Below are 21,004 nucleotides of genomic sequence, written 5' to 3'. Positions count from 1 at the left end.
GCTCCGCATCGAATTGCTTGATATCTGAGAGAATGCCACCAGTGTGCCGCCTGTGCCCCGTAAACTTTGGTTTATCTGGACGATGATTGCGAAGCCAATCCGGCATGGCTTGTGATCGAGGCTTCCGCCGGACGAAAGCAGTCGCGGGATCGCAGCGGGCGAACTCTAAGACTCGTCCGAGCGCCCTAAGCCTTGGTATCATCGTCCCGCCCCCTTTGGATGCCCGAGCTCAACCTGCGCTCAATTGAGCCGTTGGTGGCAATCCTCTTAGTCCTAGTGCACCCGAAATGCACACAGGCCAAAAGGAGAAAACAATGCCTTACCGCTTGGAAAGTCACGGGTCTGACAAGGCCATGCGATGCGCAGTCTGTGAGGGCAAGTTTGGACTCGTCCGGCATTATTCGTGGCGAACGCCGCTTTGCTCCAGGAAGTGCGTCGATCGCTTCAAGGCGCGCCGCCAAAGTGATCACAATTGGATGAGCTGGTTCCAATTCGCTTTCGACCAGTCGCCCAAAAACCGCGCGAGGGCGTCATGACGCTTCAGATCTCACAACGAGGCAAGGAATATTTGAAGACAGCGCAGACTTTGCTTCGCACTGCCAAAACCATGACGGACCAAGCCATTGCGGCTCAGCTTAAGGCTCTTGCCGACGACTACGAGCGGCGAGCCGAAAAGGCTTCGCTCGACGATGCAGCCAACGCATTGTCTGGATCTGCCGAGCGCTGAATACGAGTGGCATACATGAGCTGATGGGCAGCTTCCCCCAGCAGCTACGGGCCGATCAGAGATCGAACTTCAGCCGGAAATCGAGCCGAGCGTCGGAGGGGAACGAGTTGTGTCAGCGCGCGAAAGCTTTGGTGTACCCGGCGCGCATCCTTCAGAAAAAAGGGGCTGTTCAGGTTCCAGGATTGGGATTAGAAATGAGCGGTGTTGCCGGACCTGCAAACCAGATGCGGGCTGATTTTCGCGATCTCTCCCGAGTGGCAGCGATGTCTGACGCAACCTCCACCGTGTTGGTCATCGACGACGATCCGGATCTCCGTGCGTCGGTCGGGCGCCTGCTGCGATCGCTCGGCATTAACGTCCAGCTATTTGCCTCCATTTCCGACTTCCTCAAGTCCGATCCACCGGATTGCCCCGCCTGCCTGGTGCTCGATATCAGATTGCCCGGCCAAAGCGGCCTCGATTTCCAGCGCGAGCTGGCTGCGGCAAACAGGGAGATCCCGATCATCTTCGTCACGGGCCACGGCGACATACCGATGTCTGTGCAGGCAATGAAGCGGGGTGCGATCGAGTTCCTGACCAAGCCGTACCGCGACCAGGATCTTCTCGATGCCATTCAGCTTGGCTTGGCCCACGATCGTGCGCGGCGGGAGAAGGACAAGGACATGGTCTCCCTTAGGCAGCGTTTCGCCTCCCTAAGCCCCCGGGAGCGCGAGATCGTAATTCAGGTGGCGCGCGGCCGCCTGAGCAAACAGATTGCCCACGATATCGGCATCGCCGAAGCCACGGTGAAGGTGCATCGCAGCAGGGCGATGCAGAAGATGCAGGCCGGTTCGCTTCCAGAACTCGGCCGGATGGCTGACAAGCTCAAGCTGGTGCCTGACACGCCGCAACGCTCTTAAGGTGTGCGTTTTTGCGCGATGTGCTATTCGCGCGGCCGGACGAGTTAAGCAGTCGCGCAATCTCCAAAGCAAACCAGGAGGAAAGGCCGGCGGGCGCTACGCCGCCGACCTTTTCTTGCAACTGCCGGCTCGCGGGTCCAGTTCATAGCACTTACAATCTGCCGCCCGATTGAAGCCGCCTCCCGGCTTGTAAATCTAGGTTTAGGCAACGCAGCCAAATCTGTCATTGCGCGCCACCCGCGTGGAATAGCTCGCAGCACTCCAAATCGTCAGATTACGGGTCACTAGCATCTTTGCGGGGATTAGCCTTGCAAAAGCAAGCGAGGTCATGATGCGATCGACTGCAGCTTTCGGACGCCTGGAGCAATTTCATCTCGAACCGGAGCTTGACGTCGGACGCGCCGGCGCAACACCAACAGAAGTTTCGTTCGGATCGTTTCGGCTGCTTCGAACGCAGTTCCTTTTGCCGGAAGGCGACAAGCCCGTGCCTCTCGGAAGCCGCGCTCTGGAAATCCTGATTGCTTTGCCAACCCGACCTCGCTGAAGGCGACGACCAGGCGGCCGTTGACAGTCACCGAGGCCGCCTTCCCCCTCTTGGTGAACGACCACGAACGCCCGAGTCCGGACGGGGCGACGCAAGGCTCGTCAGCATAGTCCGCAGCAACTTGACGGAGAACAACCCATGGAGCTTCATCAAGTTCGCTACTTCCTCGCCGTCGCGTCCACACTCAATTTCACCCGCGCAGCCGAGCAGTGCAATGTCACGCAGCCCGCCCTGACCAAGGGGGTACAGAAGCTCGAGCAGAGGCTCGGCGGCGAGTTGATCTACCGCGAGCGCCAGTTGACGCAGCTCACGGACCTTGGGAAGGAAGTCCTTCCGATGCTGGAGCGCACATTGGCCTCGGCAGAGGCGGTGCGTCGCAGAGCCCAGGAGTTCCAACGCAAGGAGGTCGCGCCACTGAAGATCGGCCTCGCCCCCTCCATCTCGGCGTCGCTCGTCCTCGATCCGATCGCGGAGATCGCAAAGTTCGTCCCTGGACTTCACGTCGAGCTGCGCGAGGGCGCAGCGGAGAAGCTCGTCGAGCTCTTGCTTGAGGGGGAAATCAACGCCGCAATGGTCGGGGACGTGCAGGACATGCCCGCCCGCATCGACGACTGGTTGCTGTTCGAGGAGCGCTACGTCGCGGTTCTCGCGCCGACACATCGGCTCGCAAACCGTCTCTCGATCGGCATCGACGACCTCCGCGAGACCGTTTTGCTGGAACGCGCCGGATGCGACGTCGTCCCGAAGATCCAACGATCGTATTTCCCCGATGATCCGCTCCAGCTCGGCTACCGCAGCGGTCACGACTTGCACCTGCAGCACATGGCCGCGGCTGGCTTCGGCGTGATACTTGCTCCTGAGCACATGCCGCGCCTTCCGACACTCAAATCCATTCCGCTCGAAGGCGATCCGGTTTCGCGGGAGGTACGGCTGCTGGCTGTGCAGGGGCGCCGCTACTCGCCGGCGCTGGACGCTTTCGTCAAGGTCGCGCGGCTTCGCGACTGGTCGGCCGTCGATCGCACGGCGTGAAATCGTGGAATGTGTCCGGCATCCGAGGAGAGCATGCGGCGCATGCGTTCACTGCGGCTACTTCACAAGACACCTAAAATGCGTCGCGCGGTTCAGCGGTATCGTTTTCGTCGTGCCAAAAGCCGTGCGCGAATGGGCCTGGGCTCTCAGGACAGCATCGCCTGGACAGCCGCCTCCAATCTGTCTGTGCAGCTACGTACAATTCAGCCGCAGAGCATGCGACGCGCCCGCCGGACGGTGGTGAGATGCCACCGATCGACTTCAGCAACCAACGCATCAAGCGGTTGACCTTCCCGGACTCAAGATTCGCCAATAGGTCGGTGAGAACGGGCGCGGCGTGGCTCGAAGCGCAGCGGCAGCACAGCGAGAACGAGCGCACCGGCGCTCGGGACCAGAGACGAGCCATCGCAGAGACCGTCGCGAAACTCCAACGCTGAACGACGCGACCAGAACGCGGCAGGGCGCTGGCCGCGTCGACCGCGCAATCAAGCGGACGGGTGCTGGCAGCGTGGAAGAGAAGGCAGAAGACCAGGACGGCATGGAACAGGCCGAGCACGACCTCCTCGCCGACCTTAGGCGAGCGCGCCGCTCACTTCGTCTTCAGGACGTGGATGACCCCCCGGCGGTTGCGCGCCTGACGCCAGGGCAAAGAATAGCGGACGCGGTCGCCACCGTCATGGGATCGTGGAGCTTCATCATCGTCCAGAGCGCGATCCTGTTGGTCTGGATAACCGCCAACCTGGTCGGTGCGATGAGGGGCTGTGACCCCTACCCGTTCATTCTTCTCAATCTCGCGCTTTCGTTCCAGGCCGCTTACGCGGCGCCCGTCATTATGATGAGCCAGAACCGGCAGCAGGATATCGATCGCAAGGCCGCGGAGAACGACTATCGGATCAATGTGAAGGCGGAGCTCGAGATAGAGTTGCTGCATGAGAAGATCGACCAATTGCGTGAGCGCGAAGTCCTGAAGCTAACGGAGGCCGTCAGGATGCTGACCGAACTGCTGGAGCAGTCGGCGTCGGATCCACGTGAGCCCGATGCGGAAGGCGGACGGCCGTCATAACGCGCGGCTATCGACTTCATGGCGTGACGTCATTTCCCATTCGCCGCGCGGAGTACCATGCTTCACGGTACGTTGTGAGCGGCAACCTTTCGCCGCCACAGCGAAGTCGAACAAGGGTCCAACAAACAGGAGTCTACAAATGTCAGTCCAGCAGCCGGTTCTCACGCCGCCCCACGGCGGCGAGACGGTGACCTCGAGCGGGGGCTCGAGCGTCGAGATGAAAGTGGAGAGCAGCCAGTCCGGAGGCGAATATGGCACAGTCATGTGGACGCTGCGGGCCGGAGAGGAGCCGCCGCTGCACACCCACTCGCGCGAGGACGAACTGCTCTATGTGGTGGAGGGGAAACTAATCGCGCGGGTCGGCGATGCCCGTATCAAGGTGGGGCCGGGCGCCTACGCGGCTCTTCCCCGCGGTGTGCCGCATACGATCGAGGTGGTCGGCGATCAGGCGACCCTGCTGCTCACCTTCGTGCCGGGTGGACTGGAGCGCTTCTTGGTCCCACGGAAAGGCGAGCAGCCCGATCCGGCCGCTTTCGGCCTGACGTTCCCCTAGGGGCAGCGACCGCGGCGTGCGGCGTTCGTGACCGCGCGCGCGGGCCCGGGCGCCGGCCGCTCGCGACCGCGCCAGACGATTGATTCCACACGCCGGCACGGAGGAAATCCGCCATGGTCACTCGCGGTTTCACAGGCCGCCAATCCGGATCCGAACCATCGGACCGGATTCCCCCGGGACAGCACCTCGTCGACAATTTCCCGGTGCTTACGGCCGGCCCCACGCCGCGGATCGAGCTTGCGGACTGGATTTTCACGCTGAAGGTCGGACCTCGTCCGGTCAAAGCGTGGAGCTGGTCGGAGTTCAACGCGCTCCCTCGAACCAGGATGACGCGAGACATCCACTGTGTGACCTCGTGGTCGAAGCTCAACACCGCCTGGGAGGGCGTGGCCGTCGACGACATCCTCGCCGACGCTGGCCTTACCGCACCCACTCCGTTTGCGCTCGCACATTGCTACGACGGATACTCCACCAACGTGCCACTCGCGGACCTCACGGGCAAGGCGATGGTCGCGCTCAGGTACGAAGGCCAGCCGCTGCCGCGCGACCACGGGGGGCCGGCGCGCCTGCTCGTGCCGCATCTCTACTTCTGGAAGTCGGCGAAGTGGGTGAACGGGCTTCAGTTCACGGAGCGTGACGAGGCCGGCTTCTGGGAGTTGCGAGGGTACCACATGTACGGCGATCCGTGGCATGAGCAGCGATACACGAATGACTGAAGCGATGGCCGCAACCGCGCGATGGCAGAGCTGCGCGATTGTCGAGATTGCGACGAGGACGCCGGCTATCAAAAGCGTCTTTCTCCGCCTCTCCGAAACGTTCGACTACACGGCAGGACAGCACGTTGACGTGCGGCTGATTGCGCCCAACGGCTACACTGCCATGCGCAGCTACTCGATCGCCTCGGACCCGAGCGATTCCAAAGTGATCGAGCTGGCCATCGAGCGCCTCGTGGACGGCGAGGTCTCACCGTTCTTCCACGACGTCGCCCAAGTAGGCGACACGATCGAGCTTCGCGGGCCGCTTGGCGGACACTTTCTCTGGCCGGGGGCTTCCAATAGACCAGTGCTCTTGATCGGCGCCGGCTCTGGCGTCGTGCCGCTCATGGCCATGATCCGGTATCGGAAGGCCAGCGCCGAACCCGTGCCTGTCGCGCTGTTGCTCTCCTCCAGGACCTGGCGTGAGGTACCGTTCAGGAACGAGCTCCTCGAGTTCGAGAGGTCGCTTCCCGATTTCGCGCTCGCCTTGGCGCTGACACGCGAGCCTGCGACGCACCGCACCGACTTCAGCAGGCGGATCGACGCCAGGATGGTAGCGGAGGTCGCGGCGCGGCTGCCTGAGTCCCCCGGCTGCGCCTTCGTGTGCGGGTCGAACGCCTTCGTCGACATCGCGGCGGACGCCGCGCTCGCTTTGGGACTGGAAGCCGGAGCGATCAAGACCGAACGCTATGGCGCTTGAGAGACGATCCCTCTCGCTTTGCGAGAGGCTAGTTTTCGCAAACGCCAAATTATCCACTCGGCCAGCGTCAGCTACGGTCATACCGGCGCAAGGAGACGTGTCGGTGAAGGAAACGGGAGCCACGCGGATGATGTCCAAAATGATCGATGTCGACGGCTTGAAGGTCTTCTGCCGTGAAGGCGCCGCGCCTGGCCGGGACACTTCGACGTCGAGATCGACTGCGTTGCAGCATTCTAGAAGCGGGATACGAACATGTTTTCAGTGATTTTTGAGGTCCTCCCCAATAAAGAGAACTGGGATGACTACCTCGACAACGCCAAGATGCTGCGCCCCGAGCTGGAGCAGGTCGAGGGCTTCGTCGACAACATCCGCTACAAGAGCCTGACCCGCGAGGGCTGGATCCTTTCGCTTTCGAACTGGCGGGACGAGAAGTCGCTCATCCGCTGGCGCACCCGCATGCGCCATCACGAGGTCCAGCAGAAGGGCCGCGACGAAATCCTCGCTGACTACCACCTTCGCGTCGGCCAGATCACTGCTGACAATCAAGTGCCGCCGGGGTGCGCCCTCACCGAGCAGAGGCTCGACGAAACCGAAGTTGGGGAGGGAACAACGGTCACACTGATCAACGCGACTCGCCCCGCGGAGTGGAAGCAGACAAACAACCCATACGATTGCGCCCAGTGGCTCGGCCTGAATCCGTGGGCCGCCGACAGCACGTCCTGGGACATCTTCGACGCCGTACTCACGCCCGGCGAGCTGATTCTCCTCATATCCTGGAAGGACGCCGCTGCAGCGCGGGCCTACGAGGACGCCTACGCGCCGAATGACAAGGCAAGGGTCCGGAGAGTGCGGATCGTGCGCGACTACGGGAAGTACGACCGTCGCGAGGCGCCTCAGTACTACGCAGATGCCAAGGGCGGCGAGACCCTCCACGCCTGACACCGCTCCGTCGGGAAGGGCCGACCTACTGCGAGTTCGACCCTGCGTTCACCCCGGGCGCGAGCTGTGGGGGAGCCAGGGTCGCTCTCGCGAGGTGACAGCGACGAATACGATCAGGGAGACCCGCCGAAATGACGAGCGCAGTGGACGAGCGAGGCGCCGGGGCATCGCGGAAATTCCGGGTTCTGCTAACGGCGTCGCTCCTCTCGTCCCTCATCGTGTTCGGCTCGAACATCGTAGCGGTCTCGCTGCCTTCTATTGAGCGGTCGCTCGAAGCGTCCTTCACTGTCGTCCAACGGGTGATCAGCGCTTACGTGCTCATCGTCTTTAGCGAGCATGAGACTGGGCCGATGCGCGCGGAGGCTCCCGCAAAGATGCCGTGTAAACTGATCGACTGCCACGACCCGCTCTGACGGGCCAACCACGAGCCCTGTCAAAATCTGAAAGGAAAGCACGATGACGAACGCGAACGACGATCGAGCTCCCCGCCCACAGGCTGAGATGGCCGGCGACCTTGACGGCGCTGGCGCGCTTGAAGGCCGAGCCGGCGCATCGGTGTTCTCGATCGGCGGCCCCGACGGCAGGGGCGGCACGGCAGCGGGGGCGAACCCCTACGAGTTGCTAAGCGCTTCGCTCGCCGCGTGCACGGCGATGACGATACGGCTGCAGGCGCGAAGGCGGAAAATCCCGCTGTCCCACGTCAAGGTAGCCGTGTCGTACCACCATGGCGGGGATGGTGGCCGCGACTCCTTCGAGCGCTCCATCAGGCTCGAGGGAAACCTAGGCGACGAGGAGCGCGCCCAACTGATGCAGGCTGCGATCATGTGCCCCGTCGGGCGGACGCTCGGCCTCAACGCCGACATCCGCACGAACGATAACGTCGGCGTCGGGCCGACGGCAAGCTATGATGACGACTTGAGCGAGCTTCCGATCCCATACATCGACCCCGACTAGTGTGCCGCGAGAAAGTCCGCGAGCGCCACGGCGTTGTTGCGCTCGGTGTCGCGCGCGCCGAAGAGCAGCGTGACTGTGCCGTCGATACAAAATCCGTCAGGTGCTCGACTACGGCGTGATTGGCGCGGAGCTCCTCGAAGTATCGCTTGTGAAACTCGCGCCAGCGGTTCGGGTCATGGCCAAACCAGGTCCTGAGGCCGGTGCTCGGGGCGATGTCCTTCAGCCACACGTCGACGCTGGCATGCTCCTTCGTGAGCCCGCGCGGGCAGATGCGGTCGACGAACACCCTTGTGCCGTCCGAGGCTTCGGGCGGCTCGTAGACGCGCTTGACACCAGGCCGCGGGGACCGTCGAGACATTGGATTCTCCAGCCCTCCCCTCTCCAAAGGAGGGCACCTCGCATTAGGCTGCCTTCGCGGGACTGACCTCGGGAAAATCGATCGGGGTCTGTACCGCATTGTTCATGAAGTTGGCCAACAAGAACTGGGCAGTCAGCGCGATCAGCTTGACGATGTTGGCGTCTGTCCGAAGGCGACCGCAGCCTGGCGCTTGGGATCGCTCGAGCGGCCCTCCCTGTTCAGCTCGATTTCGTCCGCCGGGATTTTGCCCAGGTTGCCCGCGATGAAGCTGTGCGCGGCCAGGCAGTAGTCGCCCCCGTCCGCCTCCGACACCACCAGCGCGATCCCGTCTCTCGTCTTGACGTCCAGCGTCTTCGCAAACGATCTCATCATGGTAGCCCAGCCGGAGAGCGCGTTCGGGGCGCGTCGCGCCGCGGCGGTCATATTTCTTGATCATGCAATCGATAACAGCAGGTCATCGGCTGAGCACCGACCGGCGCACTAATGTCACGTGTCCCGGACTTCGTCCTCAGCTGCGCCCGACTCGCCGCGCGGACCGGGGAAGAGCTGGCGGCGCGGAGCGCCCTTCACCCTCAGATTCTGCCGGGAAGTATCCATGCGCTTGGCGAAAGGCACGGAGAAAGCTGCTGCAGCTCCTATAACCGACCGCCCGCGCGATCTGCTCAACTGAAAATGTCCTCGCGCCGAGCATATCGGCTGCACGCTTCATCCGCATTTGCCGGAGCGCGACCATTGGCGAACATCCGATTGCGCGCACAAAGCGCGCCATGAATGCGGATCGGCTCAAGCCAGCCTTCTGCGCCAAGGCGATGACAGAGTGATCGGCCGATGGTCGCGCCACCATATCGGCGAACGCAAGGGCAATTTGACGGTCACTCAGGATAGAAAAGCGTTCGAGCCAAACGCTCGTCGAATTCAGACTCCGACGGACGAGCGTGACGAGGACCTGCTTCAGGATGGCGGTTGTCATCGCCTGCATTCCAACCTGCCGGCCGCTGATTTCTGCCAACGCAGCCTGCAACTTTGACCCCAGTTCATCGCCGGGTTCGAAGCGCTCAACGATCGGCGTGGAAAGGCCTGCAAAGAGGTCGATCGACGAGCCGTAGGTGGCGCGAAAGTACCCACAGATCAGCACGACCATCGGGTCGACGTCCCCGGCGACGAATCGCTGGACACGCTCGCCGGCGCGCGGATCCCATTGCGCTTCGACCACTTTCACTGTCTTGGCCGCTGTGCGGTCGTCGACCTCGATGTGAAACGGCTTCTTGGCCGGTGTGATGACAAGGGTGTGAGGTACGAGAGAAAATGCGGAGAAACCACCCACGACCATTCGTCCGGTTCCGGAAAGATTGTAATGGATAGCCGGCGCGTCCGCGCTCCCGAATGACAGGCGCCAACCTGGACTCACCAAACACTCGATGAGCCCAATGACGTCGACATCCAAGGTCGCCATCAGCACATCGAGAACGGATCGAGGCAATGCAAGATTTGGACGATCGGACACGTGTTTCGGACCCTCGGTTTGAGCTGGTGTTCTAGTCTTAGGCAGGACAACGCGGTCGATGCGAACCGCAGTCATTGCTCGATGGTACACTCAGACCTGCAAATCTTGGTACTGTTTTTTGGCTAGGACGGTGCGCATCTGCTCGCCATGACCAGCGGCCGGGGCCGATGCTGGGGTCTCTTTGACGAGCTTGAGCGTGCCGCGCTTGCTGCGGCCCTCATTCCGACCGTTCAGAACTGAGACCTTAGGAGATCCTAAATGAGCAAACAGCGTCGGTGAGGACACTTTCCGCAAGACGCGGGTCGACAATTCCGACCCCGCGCACAATATCCGTTTCCGCGGAAGCTCCGCAACAAACCGCTTGTCCATCGCCCCTGCCGGCAACGAACTGGAGCGGTCCGAACTAAGGCAAATCTTTCGAGTATGAGTATGCAGCTTTATCAGGTGCGATATTTCTTAGCCCTGGCGAGGACACTCAATTTTACGCGGGCTGCGGAGCAATGCAATGTGACGCAGCCGGCGCTGACAAAGGCGGTGCAAAAGCTGGAGCAAGAACTCGGTGGCGCGTTGATTCACCGTGAACGTCACCTCACCCAGCTCACCGAGTTGGGCGAGATGATTTTGCCCACGCTGGAGAAAATACTTGCCGCCGCGGAGGCGGTCCGGCTCCAGGCGCGAGGCTATCAAAAGAAGACAATCGCCCCGCTCAAGATCGGGCTGGTGCCGTCAGTCTCCGCCGCACTCATCACGGAATTGCTGTTGGAGCTCGCCAGGATCATCCCCGACCTTCGAGTCGACCTGCGCGAGGCGGATGCCAATGGGCTCGTTGCGATGCTTTTGGATGGCGAGATCAATGCCGCACTCGTCGGTGACGCCGTGGAGCTACCTGAGCGTATCGACCGCTGGCCGCTGTTCGAGGAGCGGTACGTGCTCGTCCTGTCGCGGAAACATCCGATGGCGAGGCAAACCGTTATCCCGCTCCAAGACTTGCATGAGGCGGTATTTCTCGAGAGAGTCGGATGCGACGTCGCTGGCCGATTCAAGCAGGCTTGTTTTGCCGACCATCCAGGTCCTAAAGTTGTACACAGGAGCGCTCAGGAAAGGCATCTTCAGCAAATGGCATCCGCCGGTTTTGGGGCCATCTTGGCGCCAGAGCACGCTCCGAGGCTACCGTCACTCACCGCTATTCCAATTGAGGGCGACCCCGTCCGGCGCGAGGTGCAGCTTTTGGCCGTAGCGGGGAGGCAGCATTCGCCGGCGCTTGACGCCTTTATCAAGGTTGCTCGTGTTCGCGACTGGACGAGTGCGCTGGACAAACTCCGCCGCACATCTGCCCCTGCCTCGAACAAGGACAATGTTCGCAAGGCTGACGCACAAGGTGCAGGCTCCTTGATCGAAATCACGGGCCCCGGCCCCGCCTCCTCATGCCCGAGCTTGTCACGGGCATCCAACCTTCGTTGCTGAAGTGACGCGAAGTCGTGGATGGCCGGGACAAGCCCGGCCATGATGCAGTTGCAGTCGTCGCGCGTAGCCTCTTGAATTTATTCGTCTCATTTCCGGTCAGGCTCTAAGGGCGAGGCTTGGGCCCATCCAATTCGGACAGGGCAGCAAGCACGGTTTCGGTCGTCGCTCCCGTGATGGAGTCCGGCCCGACACACGCTCGACGGATGATCCCTCGTTGGTCGAGGACATAGGTGGCCGGCATTGGCAACATCCAAAAGGAGAAGCCATGGGGAGCGGAGAGATCAAGGCCGCGCTGCAAAAGACGGCTCTTTATCTCCGCCGGCACCACGCACACCAGGCCGAACGAAAGGCTCACCCCAAGATCTAGGTCGGAGAGGATTTCCAGATCCAGTCGGTGATCGCGTTTGAAATTGCGTGGCAAGTCTCCAGTCTCGGGCGTTATGGCAATTGCTCTGGCGCCGGCAGCGCGGATACTGGGGGTGGCCCCGTGAAGAGCACGTAGTCCAGCTGCGCACAATGGGGACCAAGTCCCGTAAACGAAGGTGACGATCAACGGAGCAGTTTGTCGCAATTCCAAAGATAAAACGAGCTTTCCATTTGCGTTGGGGAGAAGGAAATCGGGGGCAGGTTCGTTTGCCTTCAGGGCGCCGTCAGGAACGCCCACCTCTCGCAGCCATGATGAAAGCAGCTGGTCGGTGCGGATGTCCAGCGTGCGAAAGGCGCTCAAGGTCTCTGCGGACGCTTCGATCGGCGTACTGACCGGGCGCCCCTTCGAAACTTCGTCGTCCATTTTGGTTCTCCCCCCGACGGTGCCCCTCGCGGCACCTGTTCGCCTATGATTCTTGCATGGTGACCGTGCGTTCCAGAAAACGAAAATTCAACTTTGGAATGGTAGTCGTTGACGAATAAACGGTAGGAATAACCGGCGGCCGTTTATCGCGATGTGCGGCGGCGCAAACGAAGCACTAAGTGCCGCTTCCGTAGAGGAGGCCGCGACCGATGTCTCTTATAGTCACCGCGCCCGCGCTCCTGCATACCGATCGACACAATGAGGAGACAAAGCCAACCATGGAGCGGGACGAACCCGTACGCCATGATTATCCTCCGAACCGAGTCCATCGGGAAGTTCACTGCGAATAACTTCGAGCGAGGACGATAGGCGTCGGAGCAAGGACGATATCGTGAAGTCGGACTGAATTCGTAGGAGCTCGAATGCGGTAAGTGCGGACGTCACCCAGTCGTTTTCCCGAGTCTGCGGCTGTCCGTTCGCGCCCTCTGTTCCAGCCGGGAACGTCGCGTGTCAGGCACGTGCCTTCTGGCGTTGCGTCACCTCTGGTCGCGAACGGAGACAGGCGCGCCTTCCTGCCGCGAGATGTATGCGGCAACGAAAGAACACTTCTCGGTCAAAAACTGAAGAAGGCGACAGATGCAAACTACGTTCGCTATCAAGAGTCGTCTATTAAAACGATAACTAGAAAGAATTTGGGCCGGGTACCCACCTCGCCTACTCTGCTGTCAGCAAGCAAAGAGCAAGTCGCTGGATTTTACCGCGCTCGCCGAGACCCGCTCGTAACACTCGTGCCCTCGTTGAGAGCGACCAACGTCGTCACGTGAATCCGCAAACCGCCGCCAAGGAGTATCGTATGCCTTATCGTTCCCTGTTTCCGAGTGCCAGCTCGATTGCGGCGCTGTCAGCGCTCGCTTTCTTCGCGAACGCTACGCCCGCATCCGCTTACGAATATTGCCGCCGTCATGTCACTGGATTCATGCTCGGATGCAGTTTTGACACCATGGAGCAATGTTATACGACGGAATCCGGCATCGGCGGCTATTGCCAGCGCGATCCGTTCCGGCCGCCGGCCAATGCATTCGCATCCGCGCCGAAGACCCTGTACATGAGTACGCGAGGGCATCGCGCGAAGATCTCGAGCAAAAGCAAATAGCGCGAGGGGTACGGCAAGTACTCAAAGCTCTTTTCAAAGCAGGAGGCCTGACGATGGCAACGATTACAGAACGCGCGATCCTGGCAGGGGGTTGCTTCTGGGGAATGCAGCAACTGGTGCGGCGCCTGTCCGGTGTCGTTTCAACGCGGGTTGGGTACTCTGGCGGCAACGTCAAGAACGCCACGTATAGCAACCACGGCACGCACGCAGAAGCGATCGAGATCACGTTCGACCCGAATCAGACGAGCTTCCGCGACCTGCTGGAGTTCTTCTTCCAGATCCACGACCCGACGACGCCCAACCAGCAGGGAAATGACTGGGGCACAAGCTACAGATCGGCGATTTTCTACACGAGCGAGGAACAACGCCGCGCCGCCGAGGACACCATTGCCGACGTCGAGGCCTCAGGGCTGTGGCCGGGCAAGGTCGTGACCGAGCTCTCGCCCGCTGGCGATTTCTGGGAGGCGGAACCCGAGCACCAGGATTACCTGGAACGCTATCCGAACGGCTACACCTGCCACTTCGTCCGCCCGCATTGGAAGTTGCCGCGAAGGAACGCCGCCTGACGGCGGCCGCGGCGTCTGTGGCCTGCGGCGGGTGCAGCCTCACGGCGTGTGCATCAGCGCAATCGGTGAAACCAAAGGAGAGACCAAATGACCACGGATAAGATCACTCAGAACATGGAAGTGATTGCCGCGGACGGCGTCCACGTCGGCACCGTCGACGGTGTCGCCAACGGGCGCATCAGGCTCGCGAAGCGCGACAGCGGCGAGGGCCAGCACAAGGGCCACACGCATTTCATCGACCTCGGGCTGGTCGCCGACGTCGAGGGGCAGAGGGTTCGCCTCTCCGCAAACGCGGCGGTGGCCGTGACGTTCGAGGAAGAGCCGTCGGGAAAGCCCGTCTGACGAAGGAAAGCCCGATGACCCTGACCACGCGCAAGGCATAGAAGGCCGCCTCGACAGGGATTGAAGCCGTTGCGCTGTGCCGCGCGAGCAAAGGAGACCCCCATGAAATTATCGAGGACCGTCGGCCTGGCTGTCGCCGTCTCGCTCCCAAGGTTCCTGCCCCCAACCCACCCGTAGGATTGCGCCATGATGGCAACAACCGAAACACTTCGCGGCGTCCTGCGCACTTCGCGTGGCCAACCCATCCTCAAGCTGCGATCCGCGGAGCAACGAGCTTCTCTTGCCCTCGATCTTCTTTCGCTGGGAAGCCGCGCGGCACTGGGGGTCTCGTTCCTGCTGTCGGTTAGCGACCGGCTCGGGCTCTCCGGCAATCCAGGCGAGCGCGGAGTTTCCTGGGGAACATTCGAGCGATTTTTGGGCTACGCGGCCAAGGTAAATGCGTTCGCACCAGCATGGATGATACCCTTTCTCGGCACGGCCGCGACGGTGCTTGAGTTCCTATTTGGCGTTACGCTGGTACTCGGACTCGCGCTGCGGTGGGCCGCTTTCGGCAGCGCGGGCCTGCTCTTCCTATTCGGTTCAGCCATGGCGATCTCGTTTGGGATCAAGTCGCCATTCGACTACTCCGTATTCGCTGCGATGTGCTGCGCCCTATTTCTGGGTCTCGCCGGCTCAAATCGATGGACCGTCGACTCTTTACTGTGATGCTCCACGAGGTTGAGAAACGTGCAATAAGGTCTACGCATTGCGGAAAGACGTCGGGTTCACTGGCGAGCAAATCTTCGTATTGTTCCGTTACACTTTTGGACACTCGATGATTGACGTACTGGCCATACGACAGACCTATCTCCTCAGCGAAATCTTCGGCAATACCTTGTCGTCGGTGCATCCGTCTATCCCTTCAATGCGGGCTACAACCCGACAGGCCCGCTAGGGGCACTCGCGCTTCGACTCGGCGACGACCTTAACGATTACGTTGCGCGGCCGCGCCACCTCTGATCCCAATAAAAAAAGGACGCTCCCAATGAAAGGTGCCGGAAAGATCGGCGCGTTTATCGCGGTGCTCGTAGTTGCGGTAGCAAGCGCGAATCGCGGCTACGCACAGGACGCCGAGCACGGAAAAACCATTTTCAAAGCTTGCGCAACATGCCATGCGACGGATCATGCCAATCGCGTCGGGCCGGGCCTGGGGGAAATCATCGGCAGGAAGGCGGGTACCGTTCCCGGCTTCAGCTATAGTAACGCGATGAAGAAGTCCGACATTGTCTGGGATACGAAGATGCTCGATGCGTATCTGGAATCGCCACAGCAGGTGGTTCCCGGAAACGGGATGCCCTGCGCAGGGCTGAAGAACCCGACGGACCGGACGGACCTCGTTGCCTATCTTGCTACGTTGAAGTAACGGAGCGAGGCGTCAGCAAGAGGCCATCCATTCGCACGCTAGACATCGATACAGCCGACCAATGTGTGCGGGCGTCCAAATTGCGTGATTCTCTGTCTGAAATCCTCACCGCCATGCGTTACGAGCGTGTTGCCTGTGCGCTTCGAGAGCAGCGGCGGTTACGCGGTGCGCTTCCCTACCTAAACCGACGGGGCGCACGCGCGCAGCGCTATTAGAGCGGGATGAATTTAGGTTGAGGCATAACCCGCGTTTTCGAAGTAATTGGCGCATTCCTTTGGTATGAAGGCTGGAAGCAACTGACCGATTGCGTCCCAGACGGCCTCGACGGTTCGTGCAGCGGCTTTGCGCAGCAGATGCTTGAGCTTGGCGAAGACCTGCTCGATAGGGTTCAGGTCGGGCGAATATTTCGGCAGAAAGAACAGCTTGGCGCCCCGTGAGCGGATGAGCGCTCGCACGGCTTTACTTTTGTGACTGCCGAGATTGTCCATGATGACGATGTCACCGAGCTGCAGGGTCGGGAGCAGAACCTTGTCGACGTAAATTGCGAAGCTCTCACCGTCGATCGGGCCATCGAGAACCCATGGTGCCTCGATCCGATCGTAGCGCAATGCGGCCAGGAAGGTTGTGGTCTTCCAGTGGCCGTGCGGGACTTTGGTTGTGAGCCTGGTGCCGCACGGCGCCCAAGGTGGCCATGTTGGTCTTGGTCCAGGTCTCGTCGATGAAGACCAGGCGCTCAGGATCGATCTGGCCCTGATACTTCTGCCATTGCGCGCGCCGGCGGGCGACGTCAGGACGGTCGCGTTCGCTGGCGACGACGCTTTTTTTGAAGCTCAGATTCTCGGCGTGGACGAACTCCCAAACTGACCGATAGTCTACCTTCAGCCCGCGCTCGGCGAGTTCGGCGACAAGCCCGCGCAGGGTGAAGTCCCTTACCCTGGTGCGCTCCAGCAACCAATCACGGTGCTTCCCCGAAATCTTCTTCGGCTTGTGCCCACCCATCTGGCCCGGCGCAACGCTGCCGGTCTCTCGGAAGCGCCGAACCCAGAGAATGGCCGTGTTGACGCCCACCCCAAATTGCGCCGCCGCCCGGTGGCAGGACAAACCACCCGCATCGACCGCCGCAACGACCCGCTCACGAAGATCCATCGAATACGGTTTGCCCATCCATGCTGACCTCCTCCAGCCAGCATGTCGAATCAGAGCCGCCCTGATTTGGGAATCCCAAATCGAATCAACCTAACCTCATACCGCTCTAGGCAACGATGCCCCGCACTTATCGAATGCATGTCCAAACAGAATTTCCAATTTCGCCGGCTGCGTCCGATCCTGAGGCCCACTGGGTCGGCCGAACTCGCGGCCGCCTCGATATCGAATGAAGCCATTGCGCCAAGCCACCGTGCCGCGCGCGGGCAACAAAGGAGACCGCCATGAAATCACCGAAGACTATTGGCCCAGCCGTTGCGGTCTTGCTGGTCGCGGCCACCGTGACGGCGCTCGCGTAGATGAGCGAAGCGGCTCCGGCCGGTCCGACCGCGAACGTGGTGGACGCTGCTGCCGCCGCCCTACACCGAGCAGCTTCTGGAAGCGAGGTCACACTGTTCTGCCTTCGCTTTCGCAAAACCATCCATGGCCCCTGGCATTCGATGTCGAACGGGCCTCATCGCCGCAGCATTTTCCGCAAAGAGAGCGAAAGCAATCTTGTACCTCAACCTACCCCTTCACCCATAGGAATCACCATGACCGACGGAATAACCATGGTCAACGCCGTCATCGAATGCATCCTGAGCCGCAGCTCCACCAAGTACTACGACCCTGCCGCCACCTTGAGCGACGACCAAATCCGCGAGTTGGTGCGAATCGGGACCACCGCGCCGACGTCCTTCCACTTGCAGAACTGGCGCTTCATCGCCGTACGCACGCCTGAAGCCAAGGCTCGGTTGCGTCCGATCGCTTGGGATCAGCCCGCGATCACCGAAGCAGCCGTTACCTTCATCGTCTGCGGCCGGTTGGCCGATTCCAGCGTAGTACCAGAGCGTCTGGCACCGCTGGTGGAAGCGGGCATCATGCCGGAAAATATGGTGCCGGAATGGGAAATCCCCGCACGCGATCTGTACATGGAGTACCCGCAGCGCCAGCGCGACGAAGCAATACGCACCGGCACGTTCGGCGCGGCGGCGATGATCTATGCGGCCCGCTCGCTGGGCCTGGGTTCGACGCCGATGATCGGTTTCGACGCCGAAGCGGTGCACCGCGAGTTCGGACTGGCCGAGGACGAAGTGCCGGTCATGCTGTTGTCCGTGGGGCCGGAGCGTCCGGGAAACTGGGCGCAGAAGCCGCGCCGTCCGGTCGCCGATGTGCTGGATCTCGTATGAGTATTGGTAAAGCCCGCAACTTACGGAAGACTACGATGCCAAGAAGTGCAGCTCTAAAGCCGGAACAAGTGCCCGCCGATTGCAAACCGGCTCTCGATGCGATCACCAAGAACATCGGGTTCACCCCAAATATGATGGCGACCTTCGCGCAGAGCCCGATCGCGTTCAACGCGTGGGCCGCCCTGCTCGGGTCCTTGAGCAAGGCGCTCGACGTGAAGACGCGTGACAGCATCGGCCTCGCTGTCTCCGAAGTGAATGGCTGCAACTATTGCCTGACGGTTCACAGCTTTACGGCCGAACATATGGCAAAGCTGCCGGCCGATGAAATCATTCTCGCTCGGAAGGGCCATGCCAGCGACCCGAAGCGGGACGCCGCCGTCCAGTTTGCGCGCAAAGTCATCGAGACCCGCGGCAAACAACGTGTTCGGTCCCGAGAAGGACTTTCCCATCGTTACGCGAGCTGGCTCGATCTGAGCTCTATCCGGTCGCATCGACCTTCTCCGAGGGTACCTGGAGGCGTCGCGTGATGCGAGCGTAACGCCAAAGCCCAGATGCACCCAGGAAAGATTCTCGGGAACGCGTCTGGGCTTTTCGTATGTACCGACAAGGCTAGGATAATTTTAGCACCACATCAGGATTCCACGATTATCTCGGCGGCCGAGCATGCAAAACCATATACAGCTCCGGAGGATCGAATGGCGAAATCAAAGAGAGTCTCTCTCCGTCGAGATTTTTTCAAACCAAGGGTGACGAGCGGTCGATCATCATTATGACGGCCGGCCCTTTGGCGAAGCAGAAGTTTGTTCCGCACCGTTGATTTTTGCACGCCGAGTAGATGGCATCGATTCCATAGCCGAAGGTCATTGGACCATCGATTTTCGCTGCTCTATTTTCGCTCATCTGCAAAGGAATTCTCAAAATGACGGCATCCCATTCGTCGGGAGGTTGATGATGATGATGATGATGAAGGCGATCGTGGTAACGGACCAGGCTGCGGGAACGGCCGGGATGAAGCTGGCGGAGCGGCCCGAGCCGAAGGCAGCGATAAACGACGTCGTCGTTCAGGTTCATGCGTCGGGATTCACCTGGGATGAGCTGACGTGGCCCCCGACCTGGACCGATCGCCTCGATCGTGACCGAACACCGTCGATCCCTGGGCACGAACTGGCCGGAGTCGTCACCTCGCTCGGCTATGGCACGACGGGGCTGTCGGTCGGACAGCGTGTGTTCGGCCTCACGGACTGGACTCGTGACGGCACCCTGGCCGAGTATGTAGCAGTCGAGGCGCGCAACCTCGCGCCGCTGCCTGGCGACGTCGACTTCACGGTCGGCGCGAGCCTGCCGATGCCAGGCCTGACCGCTTGGCAGGGACTGTTCGAACACGGCCGTCTCCGGGCCGGGCAGAGTGTACTCGCGCACGGCGCGGCCGGCGCAGTCGGTTCGATGGTAACCCAGCTCGCACGTGAGGCCCGCGCCTACGTCATCGGCACCGGACGCGCCGCCGACCGTCAGGCGGCGCTCGACTTCGGCGCGCAAGAGTTCGTTGACCTCGAGAACGACGCCCTGAAAGACGTCGGCACAGTCGATCTGGTTTTCGATGTCTTCGGCGGCGACATCGGGAAGCGGTCCGCAGCCCTGATTCGAGCCGGAGGAACGCTGGTGACCATCGCCGGCCCGGCCGAGGCACGGCCCGCCAACGGCTTGGCGGTCGATTTCGTCGTCGAGTCCGATCGTGCCCAACTGAGTGAGATCGTCCAGCGGGTGCGGGACGGACGACTGCGGACGAACATCGGCAACGTTTCGGCCCTCGACGAGGCCGTCGCCGCCTTCAACCGGACCGAGCGACGCAAGGGGAAGACGATCATCCGCGTTCGTCCATGCGACACGCGCCCATCGATGCAACATGAAGACAAATAACCAGGAGACAACTCCCATGAAAGCAATCGTTGTGACGGACCAGGCTGCGGGAACGGTCGGGATGAAGCTGGTGGAGCGGCCCGAGCCGCAGGCAGCGATAAACGACGTCGTCGTTCAGGTTCATTCATCGGGAATCGTCCCGACTGAGCTGGCGTGGCCCTCGACCTGGACCGATCGCATCGACCGTGACCGAACACCGTCGATCCCCGGGCACGAGCTGGCCGGAGTGGTCATCGCCCTCGGATATGGCACGACGGGTCTGTCGGTGGGACAGCGGGTGTTCGGCCTCGCGGACTGGTATCGCGACGGCACTCTGGCGGAGTATGTAGCCATGGAGGCCCGCAACCTCGCGCCACTGCCGGGCGACGTCGACTTCACGGTGGGCGCGAGCCTGCCAATCTCGGGCCTGACCGCGTGGCAGGGACTGTTTCAGCACGGCCGCGTTCAGGCGGGGCAAAGCGTCCTCGCGCACGGCGCGGCCGGCGCAGTCGGTTCGATGGTGACGCAACTCGCACGAGAGGCCGGCGCCTATGTCATCGGCACCGGACGCGCCGCCGACCGCCAGAAGGCGCTCGACTTCGGCGCGAAGGAGTTCGTCGACCTTGAGAACGACGCCCTGGAAGACATCGGCGGAGTCGATCTGGTGTTTGATGTCATCGGCGGCGACATCCAGAAGCGGTCCGCAGGTCTGATTCGAGCCGGAGGAACGCTGGTGACCATCGTCGGACCGGCCGAGGCGCGGCCCGCCGACGGCTTGGCGGTCGATTTCGTCGTCGCGTCCGATCGTGCCCAACTGGGTGAGATCGTCCAGCGGGTGCGGGACGGACGACTGCGGACGAACATCGGCAACGTCTCGGCCCTCGACGATGCCGTCGCCACCTTCAACGCGACCGAGCGACGCGCGGGGAAGACGGTCATCCGCGTACGTCCGTGAGCGACACGCGCCCATTGATCCGTGCAGCCGGACGATTGC

General features: G+C 61.5%; 23 protein-coding genes and 2 pseudogenes. 20 read left to right on the top strand and 5 right to left on the bottom strand.

What is annotated here, in order from left to right:
* Nucleotides 1-532 precede the first annotated feature (532 nt).
* The 10 genes from NL528_RS11510 to NL528_RS11465 all read left to right on the top strand — a co-directional run bounded on the left by NL528_RS11510 (nucleotide 533) and on the right by NL528_RS11465 (nucleotide 8,163).
* A complete protein-coding gene (locus NL528_RS11510; protein WP_309182784.1) occupies nucleotides 533-727 on the top strand; it encodes a hypothetical protein in 195 nt (64 codons plus the stop codon).
* Nucleotides 728-990: 263 nt separating this feature from the next.
* Nucleotides 991-1,626 carry a response regulator gene (locus NL528_RS11505; protein WP_309184866.1) on the top strand — a complete coding sequence of 212 codons (636 nt, stop codon included), beginning with the start codon at nucleotides 991-993 and terminating at the stop codon, nucleotides 1,624-1,626.
* 682 nt (nucleotides 1,627-2,308) lie between these two features.
* Nucleotides 2,309-3,199, top strand: coding sequence for a LysR family transcriptional regulator (locus NL528_RS11500; RefSeq protein WP_309182783.1), 891 nt, complete (start codon nucleotides 2,309-2,311; stop codon nucleotides 3,197-3,199).
* A gap of 538 nt (nucleotides 3,200-3,737) precedes the next feature.
* Complete coding sequence (locus NL528_RS11495) at nucleotides 3,738-4,262, top strand: DUF1003 domain-containing protein (RefSeq protein ID WP_309182782.1); 525 nt, start codon at nucleotides 3,738-3,740, stop codon at nucleotides 4,260-4,262.
* A 139-nt stretch (nucleotides 4,263-4,401) separates the two neighbouring features.
* Nucleotides 4,402-4,815 carry a cupin domain-containing protein gene (locus tag NL528_RS11490; RefSeq protein WP_309182781.1) on the top strand — a complete coding sequence of 138 codons (414 nt, stop codon included), beginning with the start codon at nucleotides 4,402-4,404 and terminating at the stop codon, nucleotides 4,813-4,815.
* Between the two features lie 113 nt (nucleotides 4,816-4,928).
* Complete coding sequence (locus tag NL528_RS11485) at nucleotides 4,929-5,531, top strand: sulfite oxidase-like oxidoreductase (RefSeq protein ID WP_309182780.1); 603 nt, start codon at nucleotides 4,929-4,931, stop codon at nucleotides 5,529-5,531.
* Nucleotides 5,524-6,270, top strand: coding sequence for a ferredoxin reductase (locus NL528_RS11480; RefSeq protein ID WP_375144003.1), 747 nt, complete (start codon nucleotides 5,524-5,526; stop codon nucleotides 6,268-6,270). Before NL528_RS11485 ends, NL528_RS11480 begins: the two co-directional genes overlap by 8 nt.
* 252 nt (nucleotides 6,271-6,522) lie before the next feature.
* Nucleotides 6,523-7,209 carry an antibiotic biosynthesis monooxygenase gene (locus NL528_RS11475; RefSeq protein WP_309182778.1) on the top strand — a complete coding sequence of 229 codons (687 nt, stop codon included), beginning with the start codon at nucleotides 6,523-6,525 and terminating at the stop codon, nucleotides 7,207-7,209.
* A 131-nt stretch (nucleotides 7,210-7,340) separates the two neighbouring features.
* Entirely contained in the window at nucleotides 7,341-7,622 is a 282-nt protein-coding gene (locus tag NL528_RS11470; protein WP_309182777.1) for a hypothetical protein, read from the top strand.
* Between the two features lie 43 nt (nucleotides 7,623-7,665).
* Entirely contained in the window at nucleotides 7,666-8,163 is a 498-nt protein-coding gene (locus NL528_RS11465; protein WP_309182776.1) for an OsmC family protein, read from the top strand.
* Here NL528_RS11465 and NL528_RS11460 read toward each other — a convergent pair.
* The 3 genes from NL528_RS11460 to NL528_RS11450 all read right to left on the bottom strand — a co-directional run bounded on the left by NL528_RS11460 (nucleotide 8,060) and on the right by NL528_RS11450 (nucleotide 9,974).
* Complete coding sequence (locus tag NL528_RS11460) at nucleotides 8,060-8,521, bottom strand: DUF488 domain-containing protein (protein WP_375144002.1); 462 nt, start codon at nucleotides 8,519-8,521, stop codon at nucleotides 8,060-8,062. The two genes, NL528_RS11465 and NL528_RS11460, sit on opposite strands and share 104 nt — an antisense overlap.
* Before the next feature lie 141 nt (nucleotides 8,522-8,662).
* The gene (locus NL528_RS11455; protein WP_309182775.1) at nucleotides 8,663-8,944 is read right to left on the bottom strand and encodes a hypothetical protein; all 282 of its coding nucleotides are present in this window, start codon (nucleotides 8,942-8,944) and stop codon (nucleotides 8,663-8,665) included.
* An 85-nt stretch (nucleotides 8,945-9,029) separates the two neighbouring features.
* Nucleotides 9,030-9,974 (bottom strand): helix-turn-helix domain-containing protein, encoded by a 945-nt coding sequence (locus NL528_RS11450; RefSeq protein WP_309182774.1) that lies wholly within the window; start codon nucleotides 9,972-9,974, stop codon nucleotides 9,030-9,032.
* Nucleotides 9,975-10,454: 480 nt separating this feature from the next.
* On the opposite strand from NL528_RS11450, the gene NL528_RS11445 reads away from it, so the two are divergent.
* Nucleotides 10,455-11,489, top strand: coding sequence for a LysR family transcriptional regulator (locus NL528_RS11445; RefSeq protein WP_309182773.1), 1,035 nt, complete (start codon nucleotides 10,455-10,457; stop codon nucleotides 11,487-11,489).
* Nucleotides 11,490-11,592: 103 nt separating this feature from the next.
* Here NL528_RS11445 and NL528_RS11440 read toward each other — a convergent pair whose 3' ends face one another.
* Nucleotides 11,593-12,279: a redoxin domain-containing protein gene (locus NL528_RS11440; protein ID WP_309182772.1), complete on the bottom strand. Its 687-nt coding sequence runs from the start codon at nucleotides 12,277-12,279 to the stop codon at nucleotides 11,593-11,595.
* 853 nt (nucleotides 12,280-13,132) lie between these two features.
* Here NL528_RS11440 and NL528_RS11435 point away from each other — a divergent pair.
* The 5 genes from NL528_RS11435 to NL528_RS11415 all read left to right on the top strand — a co-directional run bounded on the left by NL528_RS11435 (nucleotide 13,133) and on the right by NL528_RS11415 (nucleotide 15,742).
* On the top strand, nucleotides 13,133-13,432 hold the full coding sequence (locus tag NL528_RS11435; protein ID WP_309182771.1) for a DUF3551 domain-containing protein: 300 nt from the start codon (nucleotides 13,133-13,135) through the stop codon (nucleotides 13,430-13,432).
* 53 nt (nucleotides 13,433-13,485) lie between these two features.
* Nucleotides 13,486-13,998: a peptide-methionine (S)-S-oxide reductase MsrA gene (gene msrA, locus NL528_RS11430; protein ID WP_309182770.1), complete on the top strand. Its 513-nt coding sequence runs from the start codon at nucleotides 13,486-13,488 to the stop codon at nucleotides 13,996-13,998.
* Between the two features lie 87 nt (nucleotides 13,999-14,085).
* Complete coding sequence (locus tag NL528_RS11425) at nucleotides 14,086-14,340, top strand: DUF2171 domain-containing protein (RefSeq protein ID WP_309182769.1); 255 nt, start codon at nucleotides 14,086-14,088, stop codon at nucleotides 14,338-14,340.
* 186 nt (nucleotides 14,341-14,526) lie between these two features.
* Complete coding sequence (locus NL528_RS11420) at nucleotides 14,527-15,045, top strand: hypothetical protein (protein WP_309182768.1); 519 nt, start codon at nucleotides 14,527-14,529, stop codon at nucleotides 15,043-15,045.
* Between the two features lie 319 nt (nucleotides 15,046-15,364).
* Entirely contained in the window at nucleotides 15,365-15,742 is a 378-nt protein-coding gene (locus tag NL528_RS11415; protein WP_309182767.1) for a cytochrome c family protein, read from the top strand.
* Nucleotides 15,743-15,969: 227 nt separating this feature from the next.
* Here the strand turns inward: NL528_RS11415 and NL528_RS11410 are convergent.
* Nucleotides 15,970-16,906, bottom strand: a pseudogene (locus NL528_RS11410) (IS630 family transposase).
* Nucleotides 16,907-17,478: 572 nt separating this feature from the next.
* Between NL528_RS11410 and NL528_RS11405 the strand changes: the two are divergent.
* The 4 genes and pseudogenes from NL528_RS11405 (at nucleotide 17,479) to NL528_RS11390 (ending at nucleotide 20,965) form a co-directional block, all read left to right on the top strand.
* On the top strand, nucleotides 17,479-18,114 hold the full coding sequence (locus NL528_RS11405; RefSeq protein ID WP_309182766.1) for a nitroreductase family protein: 636 nt from the start codon (nucleotides 17,479-17,481) through the stop codon (nucleotides 18,112-18,114).
* 35 nt (nucleotides 18,115-18,149) lie between these two features.
* Nucleotides 18,150-18,588 (top strand): annotated as a pseudogene (locus NL528_RS11400) (carboxymuconolactone decarboxylase family protein).
* A 489-nt stretch (nucleotides 18,589-19,077) separates the two neighbouring features.
* Nucleotides 19,078-20,031 (top strand): NADP-dependent oxidoreductase, encoded by a 954-nt coding sequence (locus NL528_RS11395; RefSeq protein WP_309184865.1) that lies wholly within the window; start codon nucleotides 19,078-19,080, stop codon nucleotides 20,029-20,031.
* A gap of 16 nt (nucleotides 20,032-20,047) precedes the next feature.
* Nucleotides 20,048-20,965 carry an NADP-dependent oxidoreductase gene (locus tag NL528_RS11390; RefSeq protein WP_309182765.1) on the top strand — a complete coding sequence of 306 codons (918 nt, stop codon included), beginning with the start codon at nucleotides 20,048-20,050 and terminating at the stop codon, nucleotides 20,963-20,965.
* Nucleotides 20,966-21,004: the final 39 nt, after the last annotated feature.

The organism is Bradyrhizobium sp. Ash2021 (genome assembly GCF_031202265.1).
Lineage (GTDB): Bacteria > Pseudomonadota > Alphaproteobacteria > Rhizobiales > Xanthobacteraceae > Bradyrhizobium.
Note: the sequence above shows the minus strand (reverse complement) of the source record. Positions and strands in the feature narration are given on the sequence as shown.

Coding starts and splice junctions, on each gene's coding strand:
- NL528_RS11510 (WP_309182784.1), top strand. CDS start 533: ATGACGCTTCAGATCTCACAACGAGGCAAGGAATATTTGAAGACAGCG.
- NL528_RS11505 (WP_309184866.1), top strand. CDS start 991: ATGTCTGACGCAACCTCCACCGTGTTGGTCATCGACGACGATCCGGAT.
- NL528_RS11500 (WP_309182783.1), top strand. CDS start 2,309: ATGGAGCTTCATCAAGTTCGCTACTTCCTCGCCGTCGCGTCCACACTC.
- NL528_RS11495 (WP_309182782.1), top strand. CDS start 3,738: ATGGAACAGGCCGAGCACGACCTCCTCGCCGACCTTAGGCGAGCGCGC.
- NL528_RS11490 (WP_309182781.1), top strand. CDS start 4,402: ATGTCAGTCCAGCAGCCGGTTCTCACGCCGCCCCACGGCGGCGAGACG.
- NL528_RS11485 (WP_309182780.1), top strand. CDS start 4,929: ATGGTCACTCGCGGTTTCACAGGCCGCCAATCCGGATCCGAACCATCG.
- NL528_RS11480 (WP_375144003.1), top strand. CDS start 5,524: ATGACTGAAGCGATGGCCGCAACCGCGCGATGGCAGAGCTGCGCGATT.
- NL528_RS11475 (WP_309182778.1), top strand. CDS start 6,523: ATGTTTTCAGTGATTTTTGAGGTCCTCCCCAATAAAGAGAACTGGGAT.
- NL528_RS11470 (WP_309182777.1), top strand. CDS start 7,341: ATGACGAGCGCAGTGGACGAGCGAGGCGCCGGGGCATCGCGGAAATTC.
- NL528_RS11465 (WP_309182776.1), top strand. CDS start 7,666: ATGACGAACGCGAACGACGATCGAGCTCCCCGCCCACAGGCTGAGATG.
- NL528_RS11460 (WP_375144002.1), bottom strand. CDS start 8,521: ATGTCTCGACGGTCCCCGCGGCCTGGTGTCAAGCGCGTCTACGAGCCG.
- NL528_RS11455 (WP_309182775.1), bottom strand. CDS start 8,944: ATGACCGCCGCGGCGCGACGCGCCCCGAACGCGCTCTCCGGCTGGGCT.
- NL528_RS11450 (WP_309182774.1), bottom strand. CDS start 9,974: ATGGCGACCTTGGATGTCGACGTCATTGGGCTCATCGAGTGTTTGGTG.
- NL528_RS11445 (WP_309182773.1), top strand. CDS start 10,455: ATGCAGCTTTATCAGGTGCGATATTTCTTAGCCCTGGCGAGGACACTC.
- NL528_RS11440 (WP_309182772.1), bottom strand. CDS start 12,279: ATGGACGACGAAGTTTCGAAGGGGCGCCCGGTCAGTACGCCGATCGAA.
- NL528_RS11435 (WP_309182771.1), top strand. CDS start 13,133: ATGCCTTATCGTTCCCTGTTTCCGAGTGCCAGCTCGATTGCGGCGCTG.
- msrA (WP_309182770.1), top strand. CDS start 13,486: ATGGCAACGATTACAGAACGCGCGATCCTGGCAGGGGGTTGCTTCTGG.
- NL528_RS11425 (WP_309182769.1), top strand. CDS start 14,086: ATGACCACGGATAAGATCACTCAGAACATGGAAGTGATTGCCGCGGAC.
- NL528_RS11420 (WP_309182768.1), top strand. CDS start 14,527: ATGATGGCAACAACCGAAACACTTCGCGGCGTCCTGCGCACTTCGCGT.
- NL528_RS11415 (WP_309182767.1), top strand. CDS start 15,365: ATGAAAGGTGCCGGAAAGATCGGCGCGTTTATCGCGGTGCTCGTAGTT.
- NL528_RS11405 (WP_309182766.1), top strand. CDS start 17,479: ATGACCGACGGAATAACCATGGTCAACGCCGTCATCGAATGCATCCTG.
- NL528_RS11395 (WP_309184865.1), top strand. CDS start 19,078: ATGAAGGCGATCGTGGTAACGGACCAGGCTGCGGGAACGGCCGGGATG.
- NL528_RS11390 (WP_309182765.1), top strand. CDS start 20,048: ATGAAAGCAATCGTTGTGACGGACCAGGCTGCGGGAACGGTCGGGATG.